The organism is Chryseobacterium sp. T20 (genome assembly GCF_047345655.1).
Lineage (GTDB): Bacteria > Bacteroidota > Bacteroidia > Flavobacteriales > Weeksellaceae > Chryseobacterium.
The window spans coordinates 1,132,752-1,151,092 of sequence record NZ_JBLFDU010000001.1; the positions used below are offsets into that span (position 1 = coordinate 1,132,752).

The 18,341-nt window shown below is 35.1% G+C and carries 18 protein-coding genes and 1 pseudogene; 4 read left to right on the forward strand and 15 right to left on the reverse strand.

The features are described 5' to 3' along the window. Nucleotides 1-3 precede the first annotated feature (3 nt). From ACMA47_RS04990 to ACMA47_RS05000, 3 genes are read right to left on the reverse strand one after another with little or no spacing between them, the layout of a single operon-like run. On the reverse strand, nt 4-3,498 hold the full coding sequence (locus ACMA47_RS04990; protein WP_413928915.1) for a SpvB/TcaC N-terminal domain-containing protein: 3,495 nt from the start codon (nt 3,496-3,498) through the stop codon (nt 4-6). A gap of 5 nt (nt 3,499-3,503) precedes the next feature. Next, nucleotides 3,504-3,980 carry a hypothetical protein gene (locus tag ACMA47_RS04995; RefSeq protein ID WP_413928916.1) on the reverse strand — a complete coding sequence of 159 codons (477 nt, stop codon included), beginning with the start codon at nt 3,978-3,980 and terminating at the stop codon, nt 3,504-3,506. A 27-nt stretch (nt 3,981-4,007) separates the two neighbouring features. After that, nucleotides 4,008-4,820, reverse strand: a complete 813-nt coding sequence (locus tag ACMA47_RS05000; RefSeq protein WP_413928917.1) for a cell wall anchor protein — start codon at nt 4,818-4,820, stop codon at nt 4,008-4,010. Nucleotides 4,821-5,176: 356 nt separating this feature from the next. Here ACMA47_RS05000 and ACMA47_RS05005 point away from each other — a divergent pair. Beyond that, nucleotides 5,177-5,539, forward strand: a pseudogene (locus ACMA47_RS05005) (helix-turn-helix domain-containing protein); the annotation flags it as partial. A 221-nt stretch (nt 5,540-5,760) separates the two neighbouring features. On the opposite strand, the gene ACMA47_RS05010 reads toward ACMA47_RS05005, so the two are convergent. The 4 genes from ACMA47_RS05010 to queG all read right to left on the reverse strand — a co-directional run bounded on the left by ACMA47_RS05010 (nt 5,761) and on the right by queG (nt 8,898). After that, nucleotides 5,761-6,213, reverse strand: a complete 453-nt coding sequence (locus ACMA47_RS05010) for an SRPBCC family protein (protein ID WP_413928918.1) — start codon at nt 6,211-6,213, stop codon at nt 5,761-5,763. Between the two features lie 51 nt (nt 6,214-6,264). Continuing rightward, nucleotides 6,265-6,912 (reverse strand): murein L,D-transpeptidase catalytic domain-containing protein, encoded by a 648-nt coding sequence (locus ACMA47_RS05015; protein WP_413928919.1) that lies wholly within the window; start codon nt 6,910-6,912, stop codon nt 6,265-6,267. Nucleotides 6,913-6,915: 3 nt separating this feature from the next. Then, on the reverse strand, nt 6,916-7,599 hold the full coding sequence (locus ACMA47_RS05020; RefSeq protein ID WP_413928920.1) for a TIGR02117 family protein: 684 nt from the start codon (nt 7,597-7,599) through the stop codon (nt 6,916-6,918). A 360-nt stretch (nt 7,600-7,959) separates the two neighbouring features. Further along, nucleotides 7,960-8,898: a tRNA epoxyqueuosine(34) reductase QueG gene (queG, locus tag ACMA47_RS05025; protein ID WP_413928981.1), complete on the reverse strand. Its 939-nt coding sequence runs from the start codon at nt 8,896-8,898 to the stop codon at nt 7,960-7,962. A gap of 99 nt (nt 8,899-8,997) precedes the next feature. On the opposite strand from queG, the gene ACMA47_RS05030 reads away from it, so the two are divergent. The 3 genes from ACMA47_RS05030 to ACMA47_RS05040 all read left to right on the forward strand — a co-directional run bounded on the left by ACMA47_RS05030 (nt 8,998) and on the right by ACMA47_RS05040 (nt 11,222). After that, complete coding sequence (locus ACMA47_RS05030) at nt 8,998-10,203, forward strand: porin family protein (RefSeq protein WP_413928921.1); 1,206 nt, start codon at nt 8,998-9,000, stop codon at nt 10,201-10,203. Nucleotides 10,204-10,276: 73 nt separating this feature from the next. Then, nucleotides 10,277-10,576 carry a rhodanese-like domain-containing protein gene (locus tag ACMA47_RS05035; protein WP_034692125.1) on the forward strand — a complete coding sequence of 100 codons (300 nt, stop codon included), beginning with the start codon at nt 10,277-10,279 and terminating at the stop codon, nt 10,574-10,576. A gap of 28 nt (nt 10,577-10,604) precedes the next feature. Then, the gene (locus ACMA47_RS05040; RefSeq protein ID WP_413928922.1) at nt 10,605-11,222 is read left to right on the forward strand and encodes a hypothetical protein; all 618 of its coding nucleotides are present in this window, start codon (nt 10,605-10,607) and stop codon (nt 11,220-11,222) included. Between the two features lie 80 nt (nt 11,223-11,302). Here the strand turns inward: ACMA47_RS05040 and ACMA47_RS05045 are convergent, their stop codons facing one another. The 8 genes from ACMA47_RS05045 to ACMA47_RS05080 form a co-directional block, all read right to left on the reverse strand. After that, nucleotides 11,303-12,073 carry an alpha/beta fold hydrolase gene (locus ACMA47_RS05045; protein ID WP_413928923.1) on the reverse strand — a complete coding sequence of 257 codons (771 nt, stop codon included), beginning with the start codon at nt 12,071-12,073 and terminating at the stop codon, nt 11,303-11,305. A gap of 15 nt (nt 12,074-12,088) precedes the next feature. Next, a complete protein-coding gene (locus ACMA47_RS05050; protein WP_413928924.1) occupies nt 12,089-13,078 on the reverse strand; it encodes an NAD(P)H-dependent flavin oxidoreductase in 990 nt (329 codons plus the stop codon). Between the two features lie 72 nt (nt 13,079-13,150). After that, entirely contained in the window at nt 13,151-13,648 is a 498-nt protein-coding gene (locus ACMA47_RS05055; RefSeq protein WP_413928925.1) for a hypothetical protein, read from the reverse strand. Nucleotides 13,649-13,709: 61 nt separating this feature from the next. Then, nucleotides 13,710-15,077 carry a peptidylprolyl isomerase gene (locus ACMA47_RS05060; protein ID WP_034692121.1) on the reverse strand — a complete coding sequence of 456 codons (1,368 nt, stop codon included), beginning with the start codon at nt 15,075-15,077 and terminating at the stop codon, nt 13,710-13,712. 86 nt (nt 15,078-15,163) lie between these two features. Next, nucleotides 15,164-16,087, reverse strand: coding sequence for a PfkB family carbohydrate kinase (locus ACMA47_RS05065; protein WP_034692120.1), 924 nt, complete (start codon nt 16,085-16,087; stop codon nt 15,164-15,166). 27 nt (nt 16,088-16,114) lie between these two features. Next, nucleotides 16,115-16,672, reverse strand: a complete 558-nt coding sequence (gldD, locus tag ACMA47_RS05070; RefSeq protein ID WP_413928926.1) for a gliding motility lipoprotein GldD — start codon at nt 16,670-16,672, stop codon at nt 16,115-16,117. Nucleotides 16,673-16,716: 44 nt separating this feature from the next. Further along, nucleotides 16,717-17,751: an A/G-specific adenine glycosylase gene (gene mutY / locus ACMA47_RS05075; protein WP_413928927.1), complete on the reverse strand. Its 1,035-nt coding sequence runs from the start codon at nt 17,749-17,751 to the stop codon at nt 16,717-16,719. 121 nt (nt 17,752-17,872) lie between these two features. Then, nucleotides 17,873-18,334, reverse strand: coding sequence for a hypothetical protein (locus tag ACMA47_RS05080; protein WP_413928928.1), 462 nt, complete (start codon nt 18,332-18,334; stop codon nt 17,873-17,875). Nucleotides 18,335-18,341: the final 7 nt, after the last annotated feature.

An 18,341-nucleotide genomic window follows, 5' to 3' on the forward strand; every position in this document is an offset into this window, starting at 1 on the left:
TTTCTAATCTAAATTATCGGTCTTTTTCTCTACAAACCTTCCTTTCGGATCATATATACTTGCTTCTGTCTGAGTTTGAGAATCCACGCTATTGCTGACTGTTTTTCCGGTGATATTACCAAAACCATCGTAATTATAAGTTTCCAGTAAATATCCAGTATTATCTCTGTTCCAGGTTTTCTGTGTTTTTAAGAGATTACTCTCATAAGTATATTCTTCTTTTGCCGACTTGATATCTCCGTAAGCTGAGATTTGATCAGTTTTAGATTGAGGACGACCTATAAAGTAATCTGCTCCAATTCCTGATGTATTATGAATATATTCAAAATTAGAAGTTGTTATTGCATATCCATTATTAACATTCAATACACTTTGCTTTGGAAGATAATAATCCCCATAAGTGATAGAAGTGTTTGTTAATGTCCCATTCAGGAAGTCCTTTGTTTTAGTACTTGTGGGAACAGTAGCTGTTACAACTTTCGGTTTATCCGTATCAGCAATTACTCCCGTTACAATTTGCCCGTTTAATAGCTTATCTGTTTTGTAAATAGTAGATTTGAAACTTAATAACTGGGTGTTGTTTTCAGAAATATCCACAGGGAAGATTTTAGACTCATCATTGGTTTTAATGCTCCATTCTTTTACCGGAATTCCATCAAAAAGAGGATCAGTTTCTGCTCCAGACCATGTCTTGATATTTTCAAATCCATCAGCATACCATGACGAACGAGCAGATTGATGATACCCCATCATCCCTTTTCCATGCATATGCCCAGTCATTCCTCTGTACCGAAAATCCTGCTTTCTCCCTTCTTGTCTAAGTTGAGATACAGCATAGGATTGGTCAACCCTGCTTAAAGAAAAATAAGGATAATATTCTTTTTTAACCTTTTGATAAAAATTAGGGTTAAGAGGATTATTTGGGATTACCTCTAAATAATCTGCTGATGTAGTAATTCCTCCCTGGGTAATGGTTTGTACTCGTGACAGCTTTCCAGCGGAAGAAGGGGATTTAAGCTTGTGCATCCTTTCTTTCCAGAATAAGAAAACATCATAATAGTTATTATTAACTTTAACCTGTGAGGTAATAGGAGAAAATAACGTAAAATTACCAACATCAAAGGTTACATAATTATATCCTCCATAAGTATAGCTCGTATAGAAATCAAGGCTTCCATTTGTTGTAACTCCGTTAGCTGTATAAGCATCAATTGTATAGCCAAAGTATCGGTTAAGTATAAGTCCGCTTGAATTTACCTGCCCCGCCTTGTTAAAAGGAAGAATATGGACAATATCCGATTTCCCATCCTTATTGATGTCTGACACCGAATATACATGCTGGTATATATTAAAAGTAGGGTAATTACTGTTTTGATAGTCATTAGGTTTTCTGTATTTTAAGAAATCTGTTTTTAGAAAATTGGAAAATCCTTTTTCTGTTCCTATATAAAACCTCCAGTTATCTTTTTCTTGTGTATCCGTGGTTGGGATGGTAAAGTCAAGATTTCCATCACCGTTAAAGTCTCCGAATAATACCGGAGATTCCGGTGCTTTTGTTTCAGCTAAATTACCCGTGAATCTTATTTCCTTAAGATACTGATTAGGAGCTGTTTTTACAAACTCAAATACGGTATAAGCAGTATTGGAAACATCAATAATATCTACTTTCCCATCGCCATCAACATCCAGATATTGCTGTTTATAATATGAGCTTTCATTGATCCCTGAATCAACTGTGTAGGTTGATAAAGGATTGCTAGCATTTTTTAAATCAACAATATAATTCCCAACCAAATAAGTGTAACAATTGAGTTCATGACATGGAGGAGGTCTATTGATTGTATTATCAGAAGTTGATGTAGTTGTTTGTGTCAAGTTATCACATCCAGGTGTTGGTTCAAATTGACATATTTCCTTATTAATCTTCACAAATACATCTGAAATACCATCCCCGTTTATGTCTCCTTCATTGAATGAAGCCATTTCTACACGGCAACCTACACCACCACCCTGATATGTACAGTTTGGGTCAACATAAACCACCTTTTCAAATACTTTGACAAAAGTATTATCCCTAAAAATATAGCCCACTACTTTTCCTCCTTCATATTGAACAATCCCATTTCCGTTGTAGACTTGTCCTTCTTCATCTAATAAAGTGTTAACAACTTTAGCTTCAGTATTAAAAGTTTTACCTGTGGAAATATCGGTATAGGTATCATTTAACCCTCCAAGCTTAACAGTACCATTGTTCATTACGAAATCCAAATAGGAATCACCATTAAAGTCTCCTGACAATTTTACATTTTCAAAACTCTCAACATTATTATTTGAGAACTCTAAATTTGGCTGTGTTGGAACAGGATAGGTAAAAGCTACCGGATTGGCAGCATTATTATCAGCGTTGTATTCCGTTATTTTATCAACTACCTGATAATTTGATCCATTTTTTAAATAATCAATTCCGTATTTTTTAAATTGGCTTCCGTTGGAGCTTACTTTAATTTCAAATAACAGTTGAGTCTGTAAAAAACGAGTTCCTCCTATATAAGAATCTTCGGCTAAGCTTCTGCTAATGTAAGTAAAATCTATTGTGTTAAAATGAGGTTTGCCCAGTGTTTCATTCCCTCCCCATTGAATGCTTGAAATCGTAGCGATATTTGAGAAACCTTCCTGCAAATAATTATAAGTGATATAATTACCTTTACTATCCTTCCATTTTACAATATTGTATTCGATAGGAGTTCTGGCATTACTAAGCCCTGAAGCAGTTGCTCCATACCAAGCCTGTGAGCCATCCTCAAAAGTTACTTCCCAATATTCAGGACCTTTCCAACCTTGTCCTGTGATTGAGCCAATAGATTTAATTTTTACATTAGAGTATTTTTCAGTAACATATTCTGCTCCGTCCTTACCATATTCTCCAGACTTTAAAATGAGTCTTTGTCCGTTAAAGCTGTAATAATCTGATTCATCTAATTGTGCACCTTTAGCTTCTCCATCTTTTTCTACGGTTCTTCCGGTTCTTGATACAGCTGTTAATCCTAATAAATTCCAGCCATAACCGGAAATTCCGTTAGATGAACCGCTGGTATACACTAAATTAACCTGAGGTGCTATATTTTTAATTCCAGGAGGCAAAGCAATAGGTAAAGTAAATTGTAGTTGTCCTGCTCCGTTAACCTCAATATTACCCTTGGTATCGTGGAAACTTTTTCCTTCCGGTGCTGTCGTTCCAGGTTGATTATTTGCTCCTGCATTTGAATCAGTTGGTCCTCCGCCGGGATTCTCTGTAGTAGGACCTATTTTAGCTACAAATGGATTCGATGAGCTAGAAGAAGCATAAAATCCCTGAGCTAACACCACTGATTGTGGATCTTGTACTGTTCTTGAGGTACTTTCTGCCTGATACAGTATGGTCTGCGAAAAGCCCAATACCGAACACAGGGACAGTATAATTGTTGAAAATAGCTGTATTTTCTTATCGTAACGTTTCATGGATCTTATCGTTTGGTAATGTTTTTACTGAAAACCCTGCCGTCTTTTAGGGTAAAGCGCACAACATACACTCCCCAGTCATACCCGGTCATATTAACTTTGACTTGCTTGTTAAGATCAGGTGTATTCTGCTGTTGAAATTTCCAATGCACGGTACTGTGCTGATAGAGTGAAACAGATTCTATGAGTCCATCTACTTCATTCGTCCAATCAATCGTCAGAATATCATTAACCGGAACAGGATATAATCTAATCTGTTTCCAAAATGAAGTTTCATCTATAATTTGAGATTCAGTTTGAGTTTGAGCTACAGAAACCGTTTTAGCTGCGGTTTGTACAGGCTCTTGTGCTGTTTTTCCAGCGATATTAGTTCCCCTATATCGTTGATTTCCGGCTTCATCATATTTGAAATAAACTTCGGTTTGGGAAAAACCGAAAAAGCCTATCATCAGGGATGATAGTGATAGTAATTTTCTTTTCATTTGTGATTATTTTTTGGTTGATAATAATTATTGAACTTGATGTTTCAGTTCTTGAAGCTCTTCGGATTGTTTTTTTAACATCTTAATTTCTTCTGCTTGGAACTTTAATTGCTTATTTTGTTCAATAGAGTACAATGTTAATTCCTCAATCTTCTCAAGCAGCTTGGAATTCATCTCAGCAACGTTAATTCCGTTTTCCAGTACTTCCTGAGCAGTGGGAATGTTAGGCAAATGTCCTTTTTCATTAATATGTTTTTCAACATCCTCTAAAGATCTAAGCTGGTATTCTTTTTTAAACACATAATCAGCCCATACATTGGCTTTTACTTCAACTTCTTTAGCCTTAATTTTGCCGTCAAATCTGGCAATAGCATTGTTGAAGAACTTTACCCAAGTTCCGTTATAGTCATCCCGGATACCGAAATAGGTGGATCCATCATTACCGTTATTAGGCTGAGCTATAATGATATTATGAGAAGCGTCAAGGTTTCTTAAAACAGTATCTCCTATTCCCCCACCATAGCAACCATTACAAGATGATTTTCCAATTTGAAACCTTCCTAATGAATTGGCAACCTCAAAAACAGTATTTTCATTATTATATACTCTCAAGGTAGTACCAGAATTGGTATCTGTGTCATTTAGCCCAACTCTTAAGACTCCCGTAGGAAGTATGCGAAGTGATGGATTATTATTAGCTTTAAAAACTAACGGTTGGTTGTCTGTAGTCCCAATGAAATTATTGGATGGATTAGTCCCTGAATTTCCTGTTGTATTCCAGCTTTGGGCAAATGAAAATGATGACATTAATAATGCCAGCGAAAATAATTGCGTTTTCATAATTGTGTATGTATTAAATATTTATGTTTAAAATACTCCTACAAAAGTATATTTTTTTGTTCACAAGAAAAAGAGTTATTTAATGGATTTAATATGAACATTCTTAATTTTACTTTTAATCTATTATTTAACAGTTATAATGCAAAGCTACCACAGCAAAGCGACAAAACTAGACGCATTAAATTTTTTTTTAAACTATTTCCAAAGTTTCTTAAAAAACAACACTTGTCTATAATCAGTGAAATATACCTTTACAAACATAAAAGAAATTTTCTTTCAATATCATCGGTATTTTGTTATTTTTGAACAAAATATTGATACTATGAGTATAGGCACTAAAGTAAAAAAGATTTAGAGAAACAAAAGGGCGTTCTCAGGATGAAATAGCATTACGCCTGGATGTGGCGCAGAGTACTATTTCCAGAATAGAATCCGATAAGAATATACCCAACTTATTATTACTGAATAAAATTGTCAGAGAATTGGAGGTAGATATTAATGATCTTCTAAATGAAGGAGTTCAGGTAAATAATATATTAAATAATAAATTCAGTGATATATCTAGTGCAGGGACTATTAATCAATATAATCCAGTATTTAATATGCAGTCACCTGAAATTGTTGAAAGTATACTAAAAAATCAACAGCAAATAACTAAACTCATTGAATATCAAAATAAGTTTATAGAGAATCCTTTTAAAAAAAATCAAAATCTCTGATATAAAACATTGGAAAATAAATATTTCTTATTGGTTCCTGCGGAATGACAAATAGGACATGAAGTCTATTCATGTAGTCTTTCATTCCGAAGGAATCCAACTTCTAAAATTCCGAATGAAAAATGGCATTAGGTTTTGGCTAAAACCAGATGAATTTTGGTTTATTATTAACGGGCCCCCTTCGACTACGCTCAGGATTATAGCCCGTTCCTATTGAATATCTAGAACAGTTTACTCAATATTCTGAAGCGGTAATCAAAGATGTGTTCCAGTTTCTTTCGAACGAAAAGACGATGGGCAAATTCTCCTAAAAATCCCATTGGAAGTTCATAATCTATAGTATCTCTCATCAGAACACCCTCTTCATTGGGAATAAATTCATGGTGGTGGTTCCATAGTTTGTACGGCCCCTTTTTCTGAAAGTCAATGAAACTTTTCTGAAAATCTACATGGGTGATCTCGGTCTGCCACTTCATTTTGATACCGAATAATGGCGAAACATAATAATCAATGAGCATTCCTGCATAAATTTCATCATCTTCCATTTCCGTTAATACAATGAAGCCCATGTCTTTCGGAGTAATTTCTGAAAGATTGTTCGCGGAGGAAAAGAATTTCCAGGCCGTTTCTATATCACAATTGAGCTGTTGTTCACGGAAAAGGGTATGTTTCATAAGGCAAAATCAGTTAACAGGATTGTTATGAAACAAATGTATGACAAAGATTTAATTATAGATCCACATCAGGACAGGTTTTCCTGATTTCTGAATCATCGGATCTATTTCCTTCATGGCGTTGTTGGAAACGGTGGGACATCCCCATCCTTCAGGAGATCCGTTCGGGAAAACTTCATCATCGCTCATCATATCCCAGGAATGAAAGACAATAAATCTTTTTAAAGCATTACTGTTGGTTTCTTCCAGGCCGTGCATCAGGTATTTGATATTGATTCCCCAGTCGCTGTAGCCTCTTCCTTCCAATTTATACTTTCCTAAAGATGAAAGGTGGCTTCCGTCTTCATTGCTGAAACCCGGATTGGCTTTAGAATTATCTTTACTCCAGGAATTGGAACCGCACCCATGCCCTACCAGATATTTTTTCGAAATCTTATTATTTTTAAAATCCCAGACAAAAAAACGGTTAACGCCGGAGTGAAGGCTCATATCAATGAGAATACAGAAATCTTTACTGAGGTTCTTTGAAGCACAGAATTTCAAGGCTTCTTCTGCTTTTAATTTTAATTTAGAAAAATCAGCTTCAGGTCTCTTTTCTTCAACTACTGATGTTTCTACCGTTCTTATTGTATTATTTTTCCTCTCCTGAGAACAGGAGCAGATCCAAAAGATGGTGAAAAACCAAAAAATCCTTTTCATATTTTATTTATAATGCTGAAAGATTCCGAAATCAGAAGGGGTCCAAAGTGCGGCTTTCTGTCCTGCAGCTTTCAAAGCGTTATTTGACCATGTATTACAGGTATACAGAAAGCTGTAAGTTCCTTTTGCATCGTAAAAGGCATCGTTATCACCATAAACAGCATTGGTAGGGATCAGCATGAAATTTCCGTTCTGATCTCTGTCAAATTTATCTTCCACATATTTCACCAGATTTTCATACTGGCTTCTGCTGATCATGATCATTTTACAGTCATCACCTTCTTTCATCGTGTTATAATAAGTACAGTGCATGGCAGAATCACTTAGCCAGAATGCAGCTTTTATAGCTGTTGAAAATTTCAGGTCTGCCCACGTAGGTGTATCAAGATAGAAACCTTTATCTCCCCATCCTATTCCTATATACTGATAGTCTGTTTTTTTTGATTTTGTATTGGCAAAAGGAATTTTCTGGCTCCAGTCCTGCAAGTCGTTTTTCACAGGCATTACAATATCGGTATGAACTCCGTTGGTATAAATATAGATTGGAATTTCTTTCTTTTGTCCGTCATCTTTTGCAGAAACGGGAATATAGGGAATCAACAGCCCAAGGATGACATAAATAATCACAATTCCTAAAATAATTCCTACCACTTTAAGGAGATACATTAATATCGTTTTCACAGTCATGTTTTTTAATAAAATTTAATCTTTAATTTTTAGTAAAAGTATTTGTTTTAATCGAAAAATTAGCTATATTTAGTTACGAAATATTCACAAATATGCGTAAAAATACTAAATCCCAAAAAAGGTTTAAAGTAAGAGTAAAAACTGCTCCTAAAAGAATACAAAAAAGACGTTGATTTTCGGTGAGATTTTGATCTCCTGAAAATCAATTTTTCTTTATAGGAAAAGCTTTTTAAGAAACTTATTGATGTAAATCTTCACCTCCTTAGAGCGAAAAATTTAAGGAATGGTCAATTATCAGCTCTGGTTTGGAACTTCAAAAAATTCCAAAAGAGGGATTGTCACCAAAAGTTTAAAGAAAAATCAGTCAGAAGATTTCTGTAAAAACTCAATATTTCTCTTGAGCCCTGCAAATTTGGTTCTTTTCACGGGAGACTTTCTGAAGATTTCTGAGAAAATTTCCTGAGTAAGTTCCTTCCATTCTCCTTTTTTGAAGTTTTTCAACGCTTCATTGGGTTGAAAACGACTCTGTTTATTAGGCGCTGAGAATCTGTTCCAGGGGCAAACATCCTGACAGATATCACATCCGAACATCCAGTCTTCCATTTTATCTTTAAAATAATCCGGAATTTCATTTTTGAGTTCTATGGTTGCATAAGAAATGCAGCGGCTTCCATCTATAATTTTTTCAGAAACAATAGCATCTGTGGGACAGGCATCGATACATTTTCTGCAGCTTCCGCAATGATCTGTGGTTGCATGATCAGGAATCAGCTCCAGATCACAGATAATTTCAGCCAGAAAATAAAAGGAACCACTTTGTTTGGTAATGAGGTTGGCATTTTTTCCTACCCAGCCTATTCCTGACTTTTTCGCCCAGGCTCTTTCCATCACCGGTGCAGAATCTACAAAGACCCGGAAACCAAACTCTCCTATTTCTTCCTGCAGTTCAGCTACCATTTCCCGAAGGATCTCCTTAATTACTTCATGGTAATCTTCTGCATAGGCATATTTTGAGATTTTAAAATTCTCAAGAACGGAGATTTTTTCTTCAGGAAAATAATTATAAGAAAGTGAAATTACAGATTTTGAACCTTCTACCAAAAGTCTCGGATCAAGCCTTTTGTCGAAATGATTTTCCATATACTTCATTTCGCCGTTAAAATTATTCTTCAGCCATTTTTCAAGATGAGGAGCATCTTCCTCCAGAAAATCAGCTTTGGAAATGCCACAATTCTGGAATCCAAAACTTTTTGCTTTGGACTTGATCAGTTGGGAATATTTTTCGGCACCGGCATTCATTAATTTCACACTGCAAAATTAAGATTATTTTATAAATTTGCAGTTTTTAAAAATAACCGCCTTAAAGGAAACGAATATTTAAACTACTCATCAACAACCATGAAAAAAATTGGTCTTTTAACAGCACTTCTTGCTGTTAGCACTTATCATGCACAAATTAAATTTGAAAAAGGATATTTCATCAACAATTCCGGTGAAAAAAATGAAGTTTTAATCAGAAACTTAGATTGGAAAAACAATCCTGTCAATTTTGAATATAAGACAGACGAGACTTCAAAAGTTAAGACGGAAAGTATTAATAATGTTAAAGAATTCAGTATTGATGGTGATCAAAAATTTATAAGAGCAACCGTAATGCTTGATCGTTCTTCTGCCAATCTGGATGAAATGTCTGATAATAAAGAACCTGATTTTGAAAAGGAAACGGTATTCCTTAAGTATATTATCGAAGGAAAAGCAGCTCTTCTTTATTATGAAGATGGTAATATCGCGAGATTCTTTTATAATTCAGAAAAATCTAACCCAGAGCAGCTCATTTACAAAGCTTATCGTATCAATACCGGAAGTATAGGATATAATGAAGATTATAAAAAACAAATTACTGAACATCTGAAATGCGATATTAAAACAGAGCAAATTCAGAATATTGATTATAATATCAAAGATCTAACAAAAGTATTCACTCAATACAATGAATGCTCAGGAAGCCCGATCATAGAATATAAAAAAAATCATGAACAGAAAAGCTATTTCCATATCAACATCAGACCGGGAGTTAATTTTTCCAATCTTGAGATTAATTCTACTAATGGCAATGTAAAAAGTGATTTTGGAAAAAATACTTCATTGAGAATCGGGGTAGAGTTTGAATATGTTCTTCCTTTCAATAAAAATAAATGGTCTCTATTTGTTGAACCAACATATAGCTACTATAAAAGTAATTTAGAAAACGTCCAGAATGATGTCAGTTATTATCAAAGCAGCTATAACACCTCTATTGATTATAAATTTATAGAAATACCAATTGGTATAAGACATTATTTCTTTTTAAATGACAAATCAAAAATATTTGTGAATGCGGCTTATACTTTAAGTTTCGACATCAACTCTTCATTCAAATACAGAACTGTAGAACCAGAAATTATCTCCGGAAATAATTTAGTGTTTGGGGCAGGATATAAATATAATGATAAGTTCAGTGCAGAATTCAGAGTAGGAACATCCAGAAATTTATTCCGTAATAATTTTTATTTAGAGTCAAACTATAATACTGTATCTTTTATATTAGGATATACACTTTTCTAAAAATTACTCCAGTAGAAAGTTTTAAAAAAAATTACGTAATTTCGTTTCTAATTTAATGTTTAAACCAACAACTATGTCTTTAATAGAAGTAATACAATCCGGAAACTATGAATTAATCGACGTTCGTGAGCCAATGGAGCTTGAAATGGACGGTAATATAGACGGTGCTAAGAATATTCCTCTAGGTGAAGTAGAAGACAGACAGGATGAAATTCTATCTGTTGAAAAACCAGTAATCTTATTCTGCAGAAGTGGAAACAGAAGTGGAAAAGCATTGGATTATCTTAACGCTCAAGGGTTAAAGGACGGCTATAACGGCGGAGGCTGGGCTGATCTAAAGGCTGTACTGGAAGCAAATCAGGGAACTTTTTAAAAGTTCCTTTTTTTATATCTTTATTTCTATGAATCTGAAAAATCAATTTGAACAGCTTTGCGCTCCGTTTACAGAAGATCAGCAATTAATCCGTGATCTGTGGAGGGAAATTGAAACCAGATATTCTGAAAAAGGCAGACATTATCACAATCTTCTCCATCTTGAAAATATGTTTCGTGAGCTTGAAGCAGTAAGAATGAATATCTCAGATTTTACAGCTCTTGCTTTTTCCGTATTCTATCATGATGTGATTTATGATGCAACTTCCAAAGCTAACGAAGAGAAAAGTGCTGCCAAGGCAGAAAAAAGACTTACCGAACTTCATATCAATCAAGATAAAATTTCATTAATTTCTGCACAGATTCTGGCTACAAAATCTCACCAAAGCTCTGATGATGAGGATACCAATTATCTTCTGGATGCTGACCTTTCTGTACTGGGCAAAGATTTTAAAACTTATTCAGAATACACTCAGAATATCAGAAAAGAGTATTCTATTTATCCTGATTTCCTTTACAAACCGGGACGAAAAAAAGTGCTTAAACATTTTCTCGAACTAGAGAGTATCTTTAAAACTGAATATTTTAAGGAAAAGTATGAAGCTCAGGCAAAGGAAAACATTGCTGCTGAACTGCAGTTACTTTAAATACAATTTCATTTATCATTCATATCAATAAAGACACCCTGATTACAAGGTGTCTTATTTCTATATTTTATAAGTTCAGATTAAAAATATTTACCAATAAATTCCGTAGCTTTCTCCAATACAAGCTCAGGAGATTCTTTATGTGGTGTGTGTCCTATTCCGGGAATGATGTATTTTTCCGCACTTCCACTCACCTGGGTAATCGTTTTTTCTACCTGATCCAATGTACCGTATTCATCAGCTTCTCCCTGAACAAATAATAATGGAGCAGTAATATTTTTTAAGAGATATTCAATATTCCAGGTTCTGTAATCTTCACGCGTCCAGGTTTCTGTCCAGGCCTTGAAAAGCATTTCTACTTTATCACCATGATATTTCTGTAAACGTTCGGGAAGATTGGTCGTTTTGTAAGCTTCCCAGGCGTCATAAACCCCTTTCAACGTTACCTCTTCCACAAAAATATGACCTGCTTCACAAATGACAGCTTCTACTCTTTCAGGATATTTCGCAGCGGTGATCAAAGCAATTGTTCCCCCATCACTGTGTCCGAACAGAATAACCTTATCAATATGCATTTCAGTCAATACATCATTCAGCAGATCTGCTTCCAACTCCATATAATTGATTGGTCTTATATGAGTAGGCATTGGATATGATTTTCCATAACCTAAACGGTCATAGCCAAGGATATTACATTGTGTGGTTTCGGATAGTTTGGCTGGAAAATCTCTCCAAAGCTGTACTGAACCTAATGAATCATGCAGAAAAACAATCGTAGGCCTGTCTTGAAATTGATTATTGTGTTCGATATATAATTTTTGTCCCTTTACATCTATTACTCTTCCCTCCATTGAATAAAATTATATTTAGAAAGTTGGCATTTTTGTTTCTTCAAATTCTCTTAAAAGGTGGCTGAAAACAGTTTCTACCGGAAGAATATCATCAATCAGAGCTGAAACCTGGCCTATTTCCAGTTCACCATCTTCCATATCACCTTCAAACATTCCACGCTTTGCTCTTGCTCGTCCTAATGAAGCAACTAAGGCGTCTTTATCTCTTCCGTTTACATAAATATCCTCCAGTTCATTGAAGAATTTATTTTTAACCATTCTTACAGGTGCCAGCTCTTTCAAAGTAAGATGGGTATCTCCTTCCTGCAGTTCTGTGATCTTCTTTTTCCAGTTTTCATGGGCACTTGCTTCGGTTGTAGCAGCAAAGCGGGAACCAATCTGTACACCGTCTGCACCGAGAATCATGGCAGCTTTAATCTGTGAACCTAAAGCAATTCCTCCGGCTGCGATTAACGGCTTAGAAATATGTTTCTTTACATTCGGAATAAGGCAGAATGTGGTGGTTTCATCTCTTCCGTTATGACCTCCTGCTTCGAAACCTTCTGCAACAATGGCATCTACCCCGGCATCTTCACATTTTACAGCAAATTTGGTGGAAGAAACTACGTGAGCTACTTTTATTCCTTCTTTCTGAAGGGTTTCCGTATAGGTTTTCGGGTTACCGGCTGACGTGAATACAATTTTCACTCCTTCTTCAAGAATAATCTGAATGATTTCATCAATATTAGGATATAACATCGGCACATTTACCCCGAATGGTTTATCTGTTGCCAGTTTACATTTCTGGATATTTTCTCTCAGGATATCAGGATACATACTTCCTGCTCCTATTATTCCTAATCCTCCACAGTTAGAAACTGCAGAAGCAAGTCTCCATCCTGAATGCCAGATCATACCTGCCTGGATAATTGGATATTTAATATTAAAAAGGTGTGAAATTCTATTGTGTGTAACCTCCATGTCATGAAGTTTTTTTGCAGCGTTAAAATCTATAAAATTGCTCATGTGTAAAAATAATAAAAACAACGATTTCCAGAGCCTTCAATTGATTAAAAATATACAGGAAAACAGATATATTTATTTTTTATACTGTTCCAAAACTCTGTCAATAATTGGGCTGATATTTAAAAATCTTCGAGCGAGTTCATAAACATCTTTTTCTATATGATCAGGTTTTAATTCCAGCCAGCCTTCCATTAATGTCAGCGGGCCATAATTGACCTTTACATTAGGCCAGTCTTTCTGGTATTTTACAAACTCTTGTCTGAAGTTTTGGGCAAATTCTCTGCTGGGTATTTTATAAGCTTTCAATGCTCTTAGCTTTAACGCATGAATGTTATAATAGATCTTATTTTCACGGATAGTTTTATCATTTACCCAGACTGAAAAGAAAATCCTTCCTTGAGCATCTAAAGGCGATTGTGGCTCTCCTGTCCATTCCGGCTTGTAAACTTTAAGGGCTACCGATTCTAAAACGGTATCAACAGATATTTTCAACCCATATTTACTAATTTTTTCTTCAGGGATTTCAGATGCTGCCTGATGAAATTTTCTAAGGTAAAAAGCATAATCCATACTTTTAGTTTTTGTAAATATATCAATAAAAAAACCTTCAGAAATTCTGAAGGTTTTGATTTTATTTTGTCATGGATTGTTTCTTCCAGTTAGACTTAAAGTTACAGCTGTCGTAACGTCCGTCAATTGAAATAAAGGTTGTCGGCAACTTGGAGTTGACAAACTTTTCAACCATTTCACTTTTCTTTTTATTCAGCGCCATCTGCTTGATTCTGCTGAAATCTGTCTCCAGAGTAATCTGGTGAGAAGGAATCACATCTTCAACTTTGATGATCTTGATTTGTTTTCTCTTGTTCTCTTCGTCTTCAAAAGCAGTAGTGATATCACCTTTGTTTAATCCTGCCAATTCGTAGCTGATTGTTCCAGGGATACTTTCTCTTTCGATTTTATCAGAACCATCAGCTCCAGGAATAATCCCTGCATTGAATTTTGTTCTTTTATCGTCTGAATATTTAAAAGCAGCATCTTTAAACGTCATTTTACCATCAACGATAAGGCCTCTGATACTGTCTAATTTTGCTTTTGCAGTTTTAATTTCGTCATCAGTAGGAACAGCTTTTAACAAGATGTGTCTTGCATCATATACCTTACCTGATCTTTTCACTAACTGAATAATATGGAATCCGAATTCAGATTCAATAGGATCTGAAATTTCATTTTCCTGAAGGTTCAATGCTGCAGCTTCGAATGGCTTCACCATCTGCCCTTTATTGATATTTTTATATAATCCTCCGTTAGCAGCAGATCCTTCATCTTCAGAATAAATTCTTGCCTGGCTTTCAAAAGTCTCACCTCCGATAATATCCTGCTTGATTTTTTTCAACCTGTTGATAAGTTCTTGTTTGTGAGCTTCCGTAAGTGACGGGTAGATCATAATCTGAGCTAAAGTAACTTCATCTTTTACCTGTGGCAACTGTGTTTTATACATGTTGTAAAAATCAGTTACCTCATTAGGAGTTACATCCGCTTTATCAGTTACTCTCTGGTACTTTGCCTGTCCGTAATACTGGTCTGTATCTATTTTTTCAATAGCATTTTTCAGCTCATATGCATTTCTGAACTTATAGGCTGCAAGCATTGTTTTTTCATCCGGAAATTGAGAAAGCATCTGACGGTATTTTGCATTTGCCTGTTCTTTGATTGCTGCAGAACGATTTTCAATTAAGGTATCTTTTTTTGCTTCGTATACAAGAAGCTTATTGCTGATAAGGTTTTCCAGGAACTCACATTTGTCTGTGTTGGCAGCTCCCTGCTGTTTACCATAATTCATCTGCTCGATTACATCAGATTCCAATACAATCTCATCCCCGATAACAGCTGCAATACCATCCACCAAATCTCCTTGTTTTAGCTGGGCATTCATCATATTTGAAGAGAATATCATGATGAAAATCCCAAGAAGAAAAGTGATTTTTAGTTTATTTGTCATTTTACTATTTTAACAAGTTGCAAATTTAGAATTCTTAACGAATTTCACTCAATTTTTTATTATAAATATTTCTTAAAAAGACTTATTTACTGCAGTTCAACATCAAATGTCGTTAATTCTTTGAATTGTCTCAATCTGCTGAACATATCTGCTTCGTTTACTTCTTCTATTCTTTCTGTCCCGAATTTCTCTACTGTGAATGAAGCCATTGCAGATCCTACGATAAGGGCAGACTTCATTGTTTCGAAATCAATTTTCCCTTTTTTAGCAAGATATGCCGCGAAACCTCCTGCAAAAGTATCTCCAGCTCCTGTCGGATCGAAAACATCTTCTAAAGGAAGTGCCGGAATAGCAAATACTTTATTGTCATGAAAAAGTAAAGCTCCGTGCTCTCCTTTTTTGATAATTACATATTCAGGACCCATTGTGTGGATCTTTTTAGCAGCTTTTACCAGAGAATATTCTCCTGAAAGTTGTCTTGCTTCTTCGTCATTGATGGTAATAACATCTGTTTTGGCAATCATATCCATTAAGATATCCCATGCAGAGTCCATCCAGAAGTTCATGGTATCAAGGATAACCAGTTTAGGACGGTTGTTCATTTTTTCAAGTACAGATAACTGAACTCCAGGGTGTAGGTTTCCAAGTAACAAAATTTCGGCATCCTGCATTGAATCCGGGATTTTCGGATCAAAATTTTCCAGTACATTTACTTCTGTAGCCAAAGTATCTCTTGTATTCAGATCGTTGTGGTATTTTCCAGACCAGAAGAATGTTTTTCCTTCTTTCACGATTTCAATTCCTTCGATGTTTACCTCTCTGTCTGTGAACATATCAAGATGTTCCTGTGGAAAGTCTCCTCCTACTACAGAAACAATTCCGGATTTAACGCCTAAAATTGATGAAGTGATTCCGATATAAGTGGCTGCACCTCCTAAAATTTTGTCCGTTTTACCAAATGGTGTTTCAATTGCATCAAATGCAACACTTCCTACAACTAAAAGTTTCATATATTTTTCAATGTATATTAAAAGTAATTATTTTTTCCATTCAAAGGTGTCCAGCAGGTGTTTCATATCATTTTTGATATAGTTCACTGCAGGCGCAAGAGAGTCCGGTTTCGGTCTCGTATTAAAGTATAAGTAAGCAGTCACGAAGTGTTTCGTACTGTCTGTAATGTAAAACTGAAGGTTGGAAGCGCTCTGCCCTTTCAGTTCATAGAAGTTCCCGTATACTTTCTTTTCAGGGTATTCAAAGGATTTTGTATCTATGGAACTGGCTTTGATGGTATGTTCATATACCATTTTCTCGGCTTCCTTGATATGGTCAGCAAAGTCGTTCTGTATCGGATAATAGGTAACGAAAAGCTTCGCTTTCATTTTCGGATAGTTCAGATAGAACCAGCAAGGTTTTTTGGCCGGTGCAATCGAAGCAAAGTCCGAATATTCAAAGGTATACGCACAATCGTTTTCAAACTTTTGGTATTTCGGTGTAGGATATTCAAGACGCAATTCTCCATAAGGTTTTGGTGAAGGATCTTTTCCACATGAAATTAAAAGCAGCGATACAAAAATAAAAATGACTTTTTTAATCATTTTGCAAAAGTACAAATTAGATTTCAGATTTCGGAAGACAAATTTCAGTCTTTCAGAGAGTTTTGAATGTAATTTTCCAGAGGCTTCGGAAACGATTTTTCATGAGAGCCTTCAACGTCTGTAATCAGGTACTGATTTTCAATGATAAAATCATTCCAGATCTTCTCAGAAGTAACCTCAACATTCCATATTTCAATGCTTAAATTCTTATGAGTCAGCTTATGGGTAACTGTTTTTGAACCTGTAATGAAAAGTTCCATCTTAGTAGAAATAGTTGTTGGAAACTCAAATAATTTCTTCCAGATGAAGTCATCAGTTCTCTGACGGATCAGAAATTGTCCGTTTCTGTGAACAAAATAATACGTCAGCGCAAGATCTTCTGCTTTTACTTTTTTTGTTTTAACGGGATAATCTGAAATTTTCTGCATAGAAAATGCCAGACAGTCTTTATTTACAGGACATTCTCCACACAATGGATTTTTGGGTTTACAGATTTCTGAACCAATATCCATCATCGCCTGATTAAAATCTCCAACATTTTCCGGCATTACCAAAGCTGCCAGTTCAGAGAAATAAGTAAATGCTCTTGAATTTGAAATATCAAAATCATCGGCAAAAAGGCGGCTCAAAACACGGTAAAAATTTCCGTCAACTGCAGGCATTTTCCCTCCAAAACATATACTTGAGACCGCTGCTGCAGTATATTTCCCTACTCCTTTCAGTTTTAAAATTTCTTCGTACTGATCAGGAAAAACCCCATGATAATCATTCATGATCTGTTGAGCAGCTTTATGAATATTGATCGCTCTGGAATAATAACCCAGCCCCTTCCAATAGAGTAAAACTTCGTTTTCTTCAGCTTCTGCCAACGTTTTTACATCGGGAAATCTTTTAATAAAATTATTGTAATGATTCAATCCCTGATTGATCCTCGTCTGCTGAAATACAATTTCACAGATCCAGATTTTGTACGGGTCTTTTGTCTGTCTGAAAGGCAGATCTCTTGCATTATTTTTATACCATTCTAGAATTTTGCTGCCCACATGCAGAAAATCTGAACTTCGGTTATCCTTCTCCAAAAATTTTTGTTTTGCTTTTAAAAGATACTTTGACTTTACAGACTCAATAACATTTGTTTTATGTTTGAAAAATGTCATGCTGAGCTAAGCCGAAGCATCTTATATCATGCAAAGATAAAACTTATTTATCAGCTTTAACAGAATATACAGGAGCGGCCTTTAACCATTGGTACTTAAGGTTTCTGTCTTTGGCTATAAAACGGTATCCTTCAAGCTTCTTCAGATACACATACATAGAATCCGTATTTTTGATTTTTAATTTATACTGAGATAAAAACATCATTGGCATATCTACAGTAGAATCTCTCACTGTTTTCAAAACTTTTCCTGATCTTACTTTATAAAGATAGAATGATTTTCCGCGGCCTTTTGAACTGTCTGCCAGTTTTACCTCTGAACTTGCAAGTACAAGTTCACTGCCATCAAAACATTCATCTCTATTCATGATGTATGCTTTTCCTTCCTGACGTTCCTGTGCGAAAAGATCATTTTCGTAAGTGCCCGGACTTTGGTATTTTTTTTCACAACTTATCAAAAGGATGATCAACATAAAGGGTAATCCAATAATAAGAGTTTTATTCATATTCAAT

What these genes read in the sequence shown, in the direction of transcription:
- ACMA47_RS05020 (WP_413928920.1), bottom strand. Translation starts at nt 7,599, where the DNA reads ATGACTGTGAAAACGATATTAATGTATCTCCTTAAAGTGGTAGGAATT.
- ACMA47_RS05015 (WP_413928919.1), bottom strand. Translation starts at nt 6,912, where the DNA reads ATGAAAAGGATTTTTTGGTTTTTCACCATCTTTTGGATCTGCTCCTGT.
- ACMA47_RS05045 (WP_413928923.1), bottom strand. Translation starts at nt 12,073, where the DNA reads ATGGAGGGAAGAGTAATAGATGTAAAGGGACAAAAATTATATATCGAA.
- gldD (WP_413928926.1), bottom strand. Translation starts at nt 16,672, where the DNA reads ATGATTAAAAAAGTCATTTTTATTTTTGTATCGCTGCTTTTAATTTCA.
- ACMA47_RS04990 (WP_413928915.1), bottom strand. Translation starts at nt 3,498, where the DNA reads ATGAAACGTTACGATAAGAAAATACAGCTATTTTCAACAATTATACTG.
- ACMA47_RS05055 (WP_413928925.1), bottom strand. Translation starts at nt 13,648, where the DNA reads ATGGATTATGCTTTTTACCTTAGAAAATTTCATCAGGCAGCATCTGAA.
- ACMA47_RS05035 (WP_034692125.1), top strand. Translation starts at nt 10,277, where the DNA reads ATGTCTTTAATAGAAGTAATACAATCCGGAAACTATGAATTAATCGAC.
- ACMA47_RS05030 (WP_413928921.1), top strand. Translation starts at nt 8,998, where the DNA reads ATGAAAAAAATTGGTCTTTTAACAGCACTTCTTGCTGTTAGCACTTAT.
- ACMA47_RS04995 (WP_413928916.1), bottom strand. Translation starts at nt 3,980, where the DNA reads ATGAAAAGAAAATTACTATCACTATCATCCCTGATGATAGGCTTTTTC.
- ACMA47_RS05065 (WP_034692120.1), bottom strand. Translation starts at nt 16,087, where the DNA reads ATGAAACTTTTAGTTGTAGGAAGTGTTGCATTTGATGCAATTGAAACA.
- ACMA47_RS05040 (WP_413928922.1), top strand. Translation starts at nt 10,605, where the DNA reads ATGAATCTGAAAAATCAATTTGAACAGCTTTGCGCTCCGTTTACAGAA.
- ACMA47_RS05050 (WP_413928924.1), bottom strand. Translation starts at nt 13,078, where the DNA reads ATGAGCAATTTTATAGATTTTAACGCTGCAAAAAAACTTCATGACATG.
- queG (WP_413928981.1), bottom strand. Translation starts at nt 8,898, where the DNA reads ATGAATGCCGGTGCCGAAAAATATTCCCAACTGATCAAGTCCAAAGCA.
- ACMA47_RS05080 (WP_413928928.1), bottom strand. Translation starts at nt 18,334, where the DNA reads ATGAATAAAACTCTTATTATTGGATTACCCTTTATGTTGATCATCCTT.
- ACMA47_RS05060 (WP_034692121.1), bottom strand. Translation starts at nt 15,077, where the DNA reads ATGACAAATAAACTAAAAATCACTTTTCTTCTTGGGATTTTCATCATG.
- ACMA47_RS05010 (WP_413928918.1), bottom strand. Translation starts at nt 6,213, where the DNA reads ATGAAACATACCCTTTTCCGTGAACAACAGCTCAATTGTGATATAGAA.
- ACMA47_RS05000 (WP_413928917.1), bottom strand. Translation starts at nt 4,820, where the DNA reads ATGAAAACGCAATTATTTTCGCTGGCATTATTAATGTCATCATTTTCA.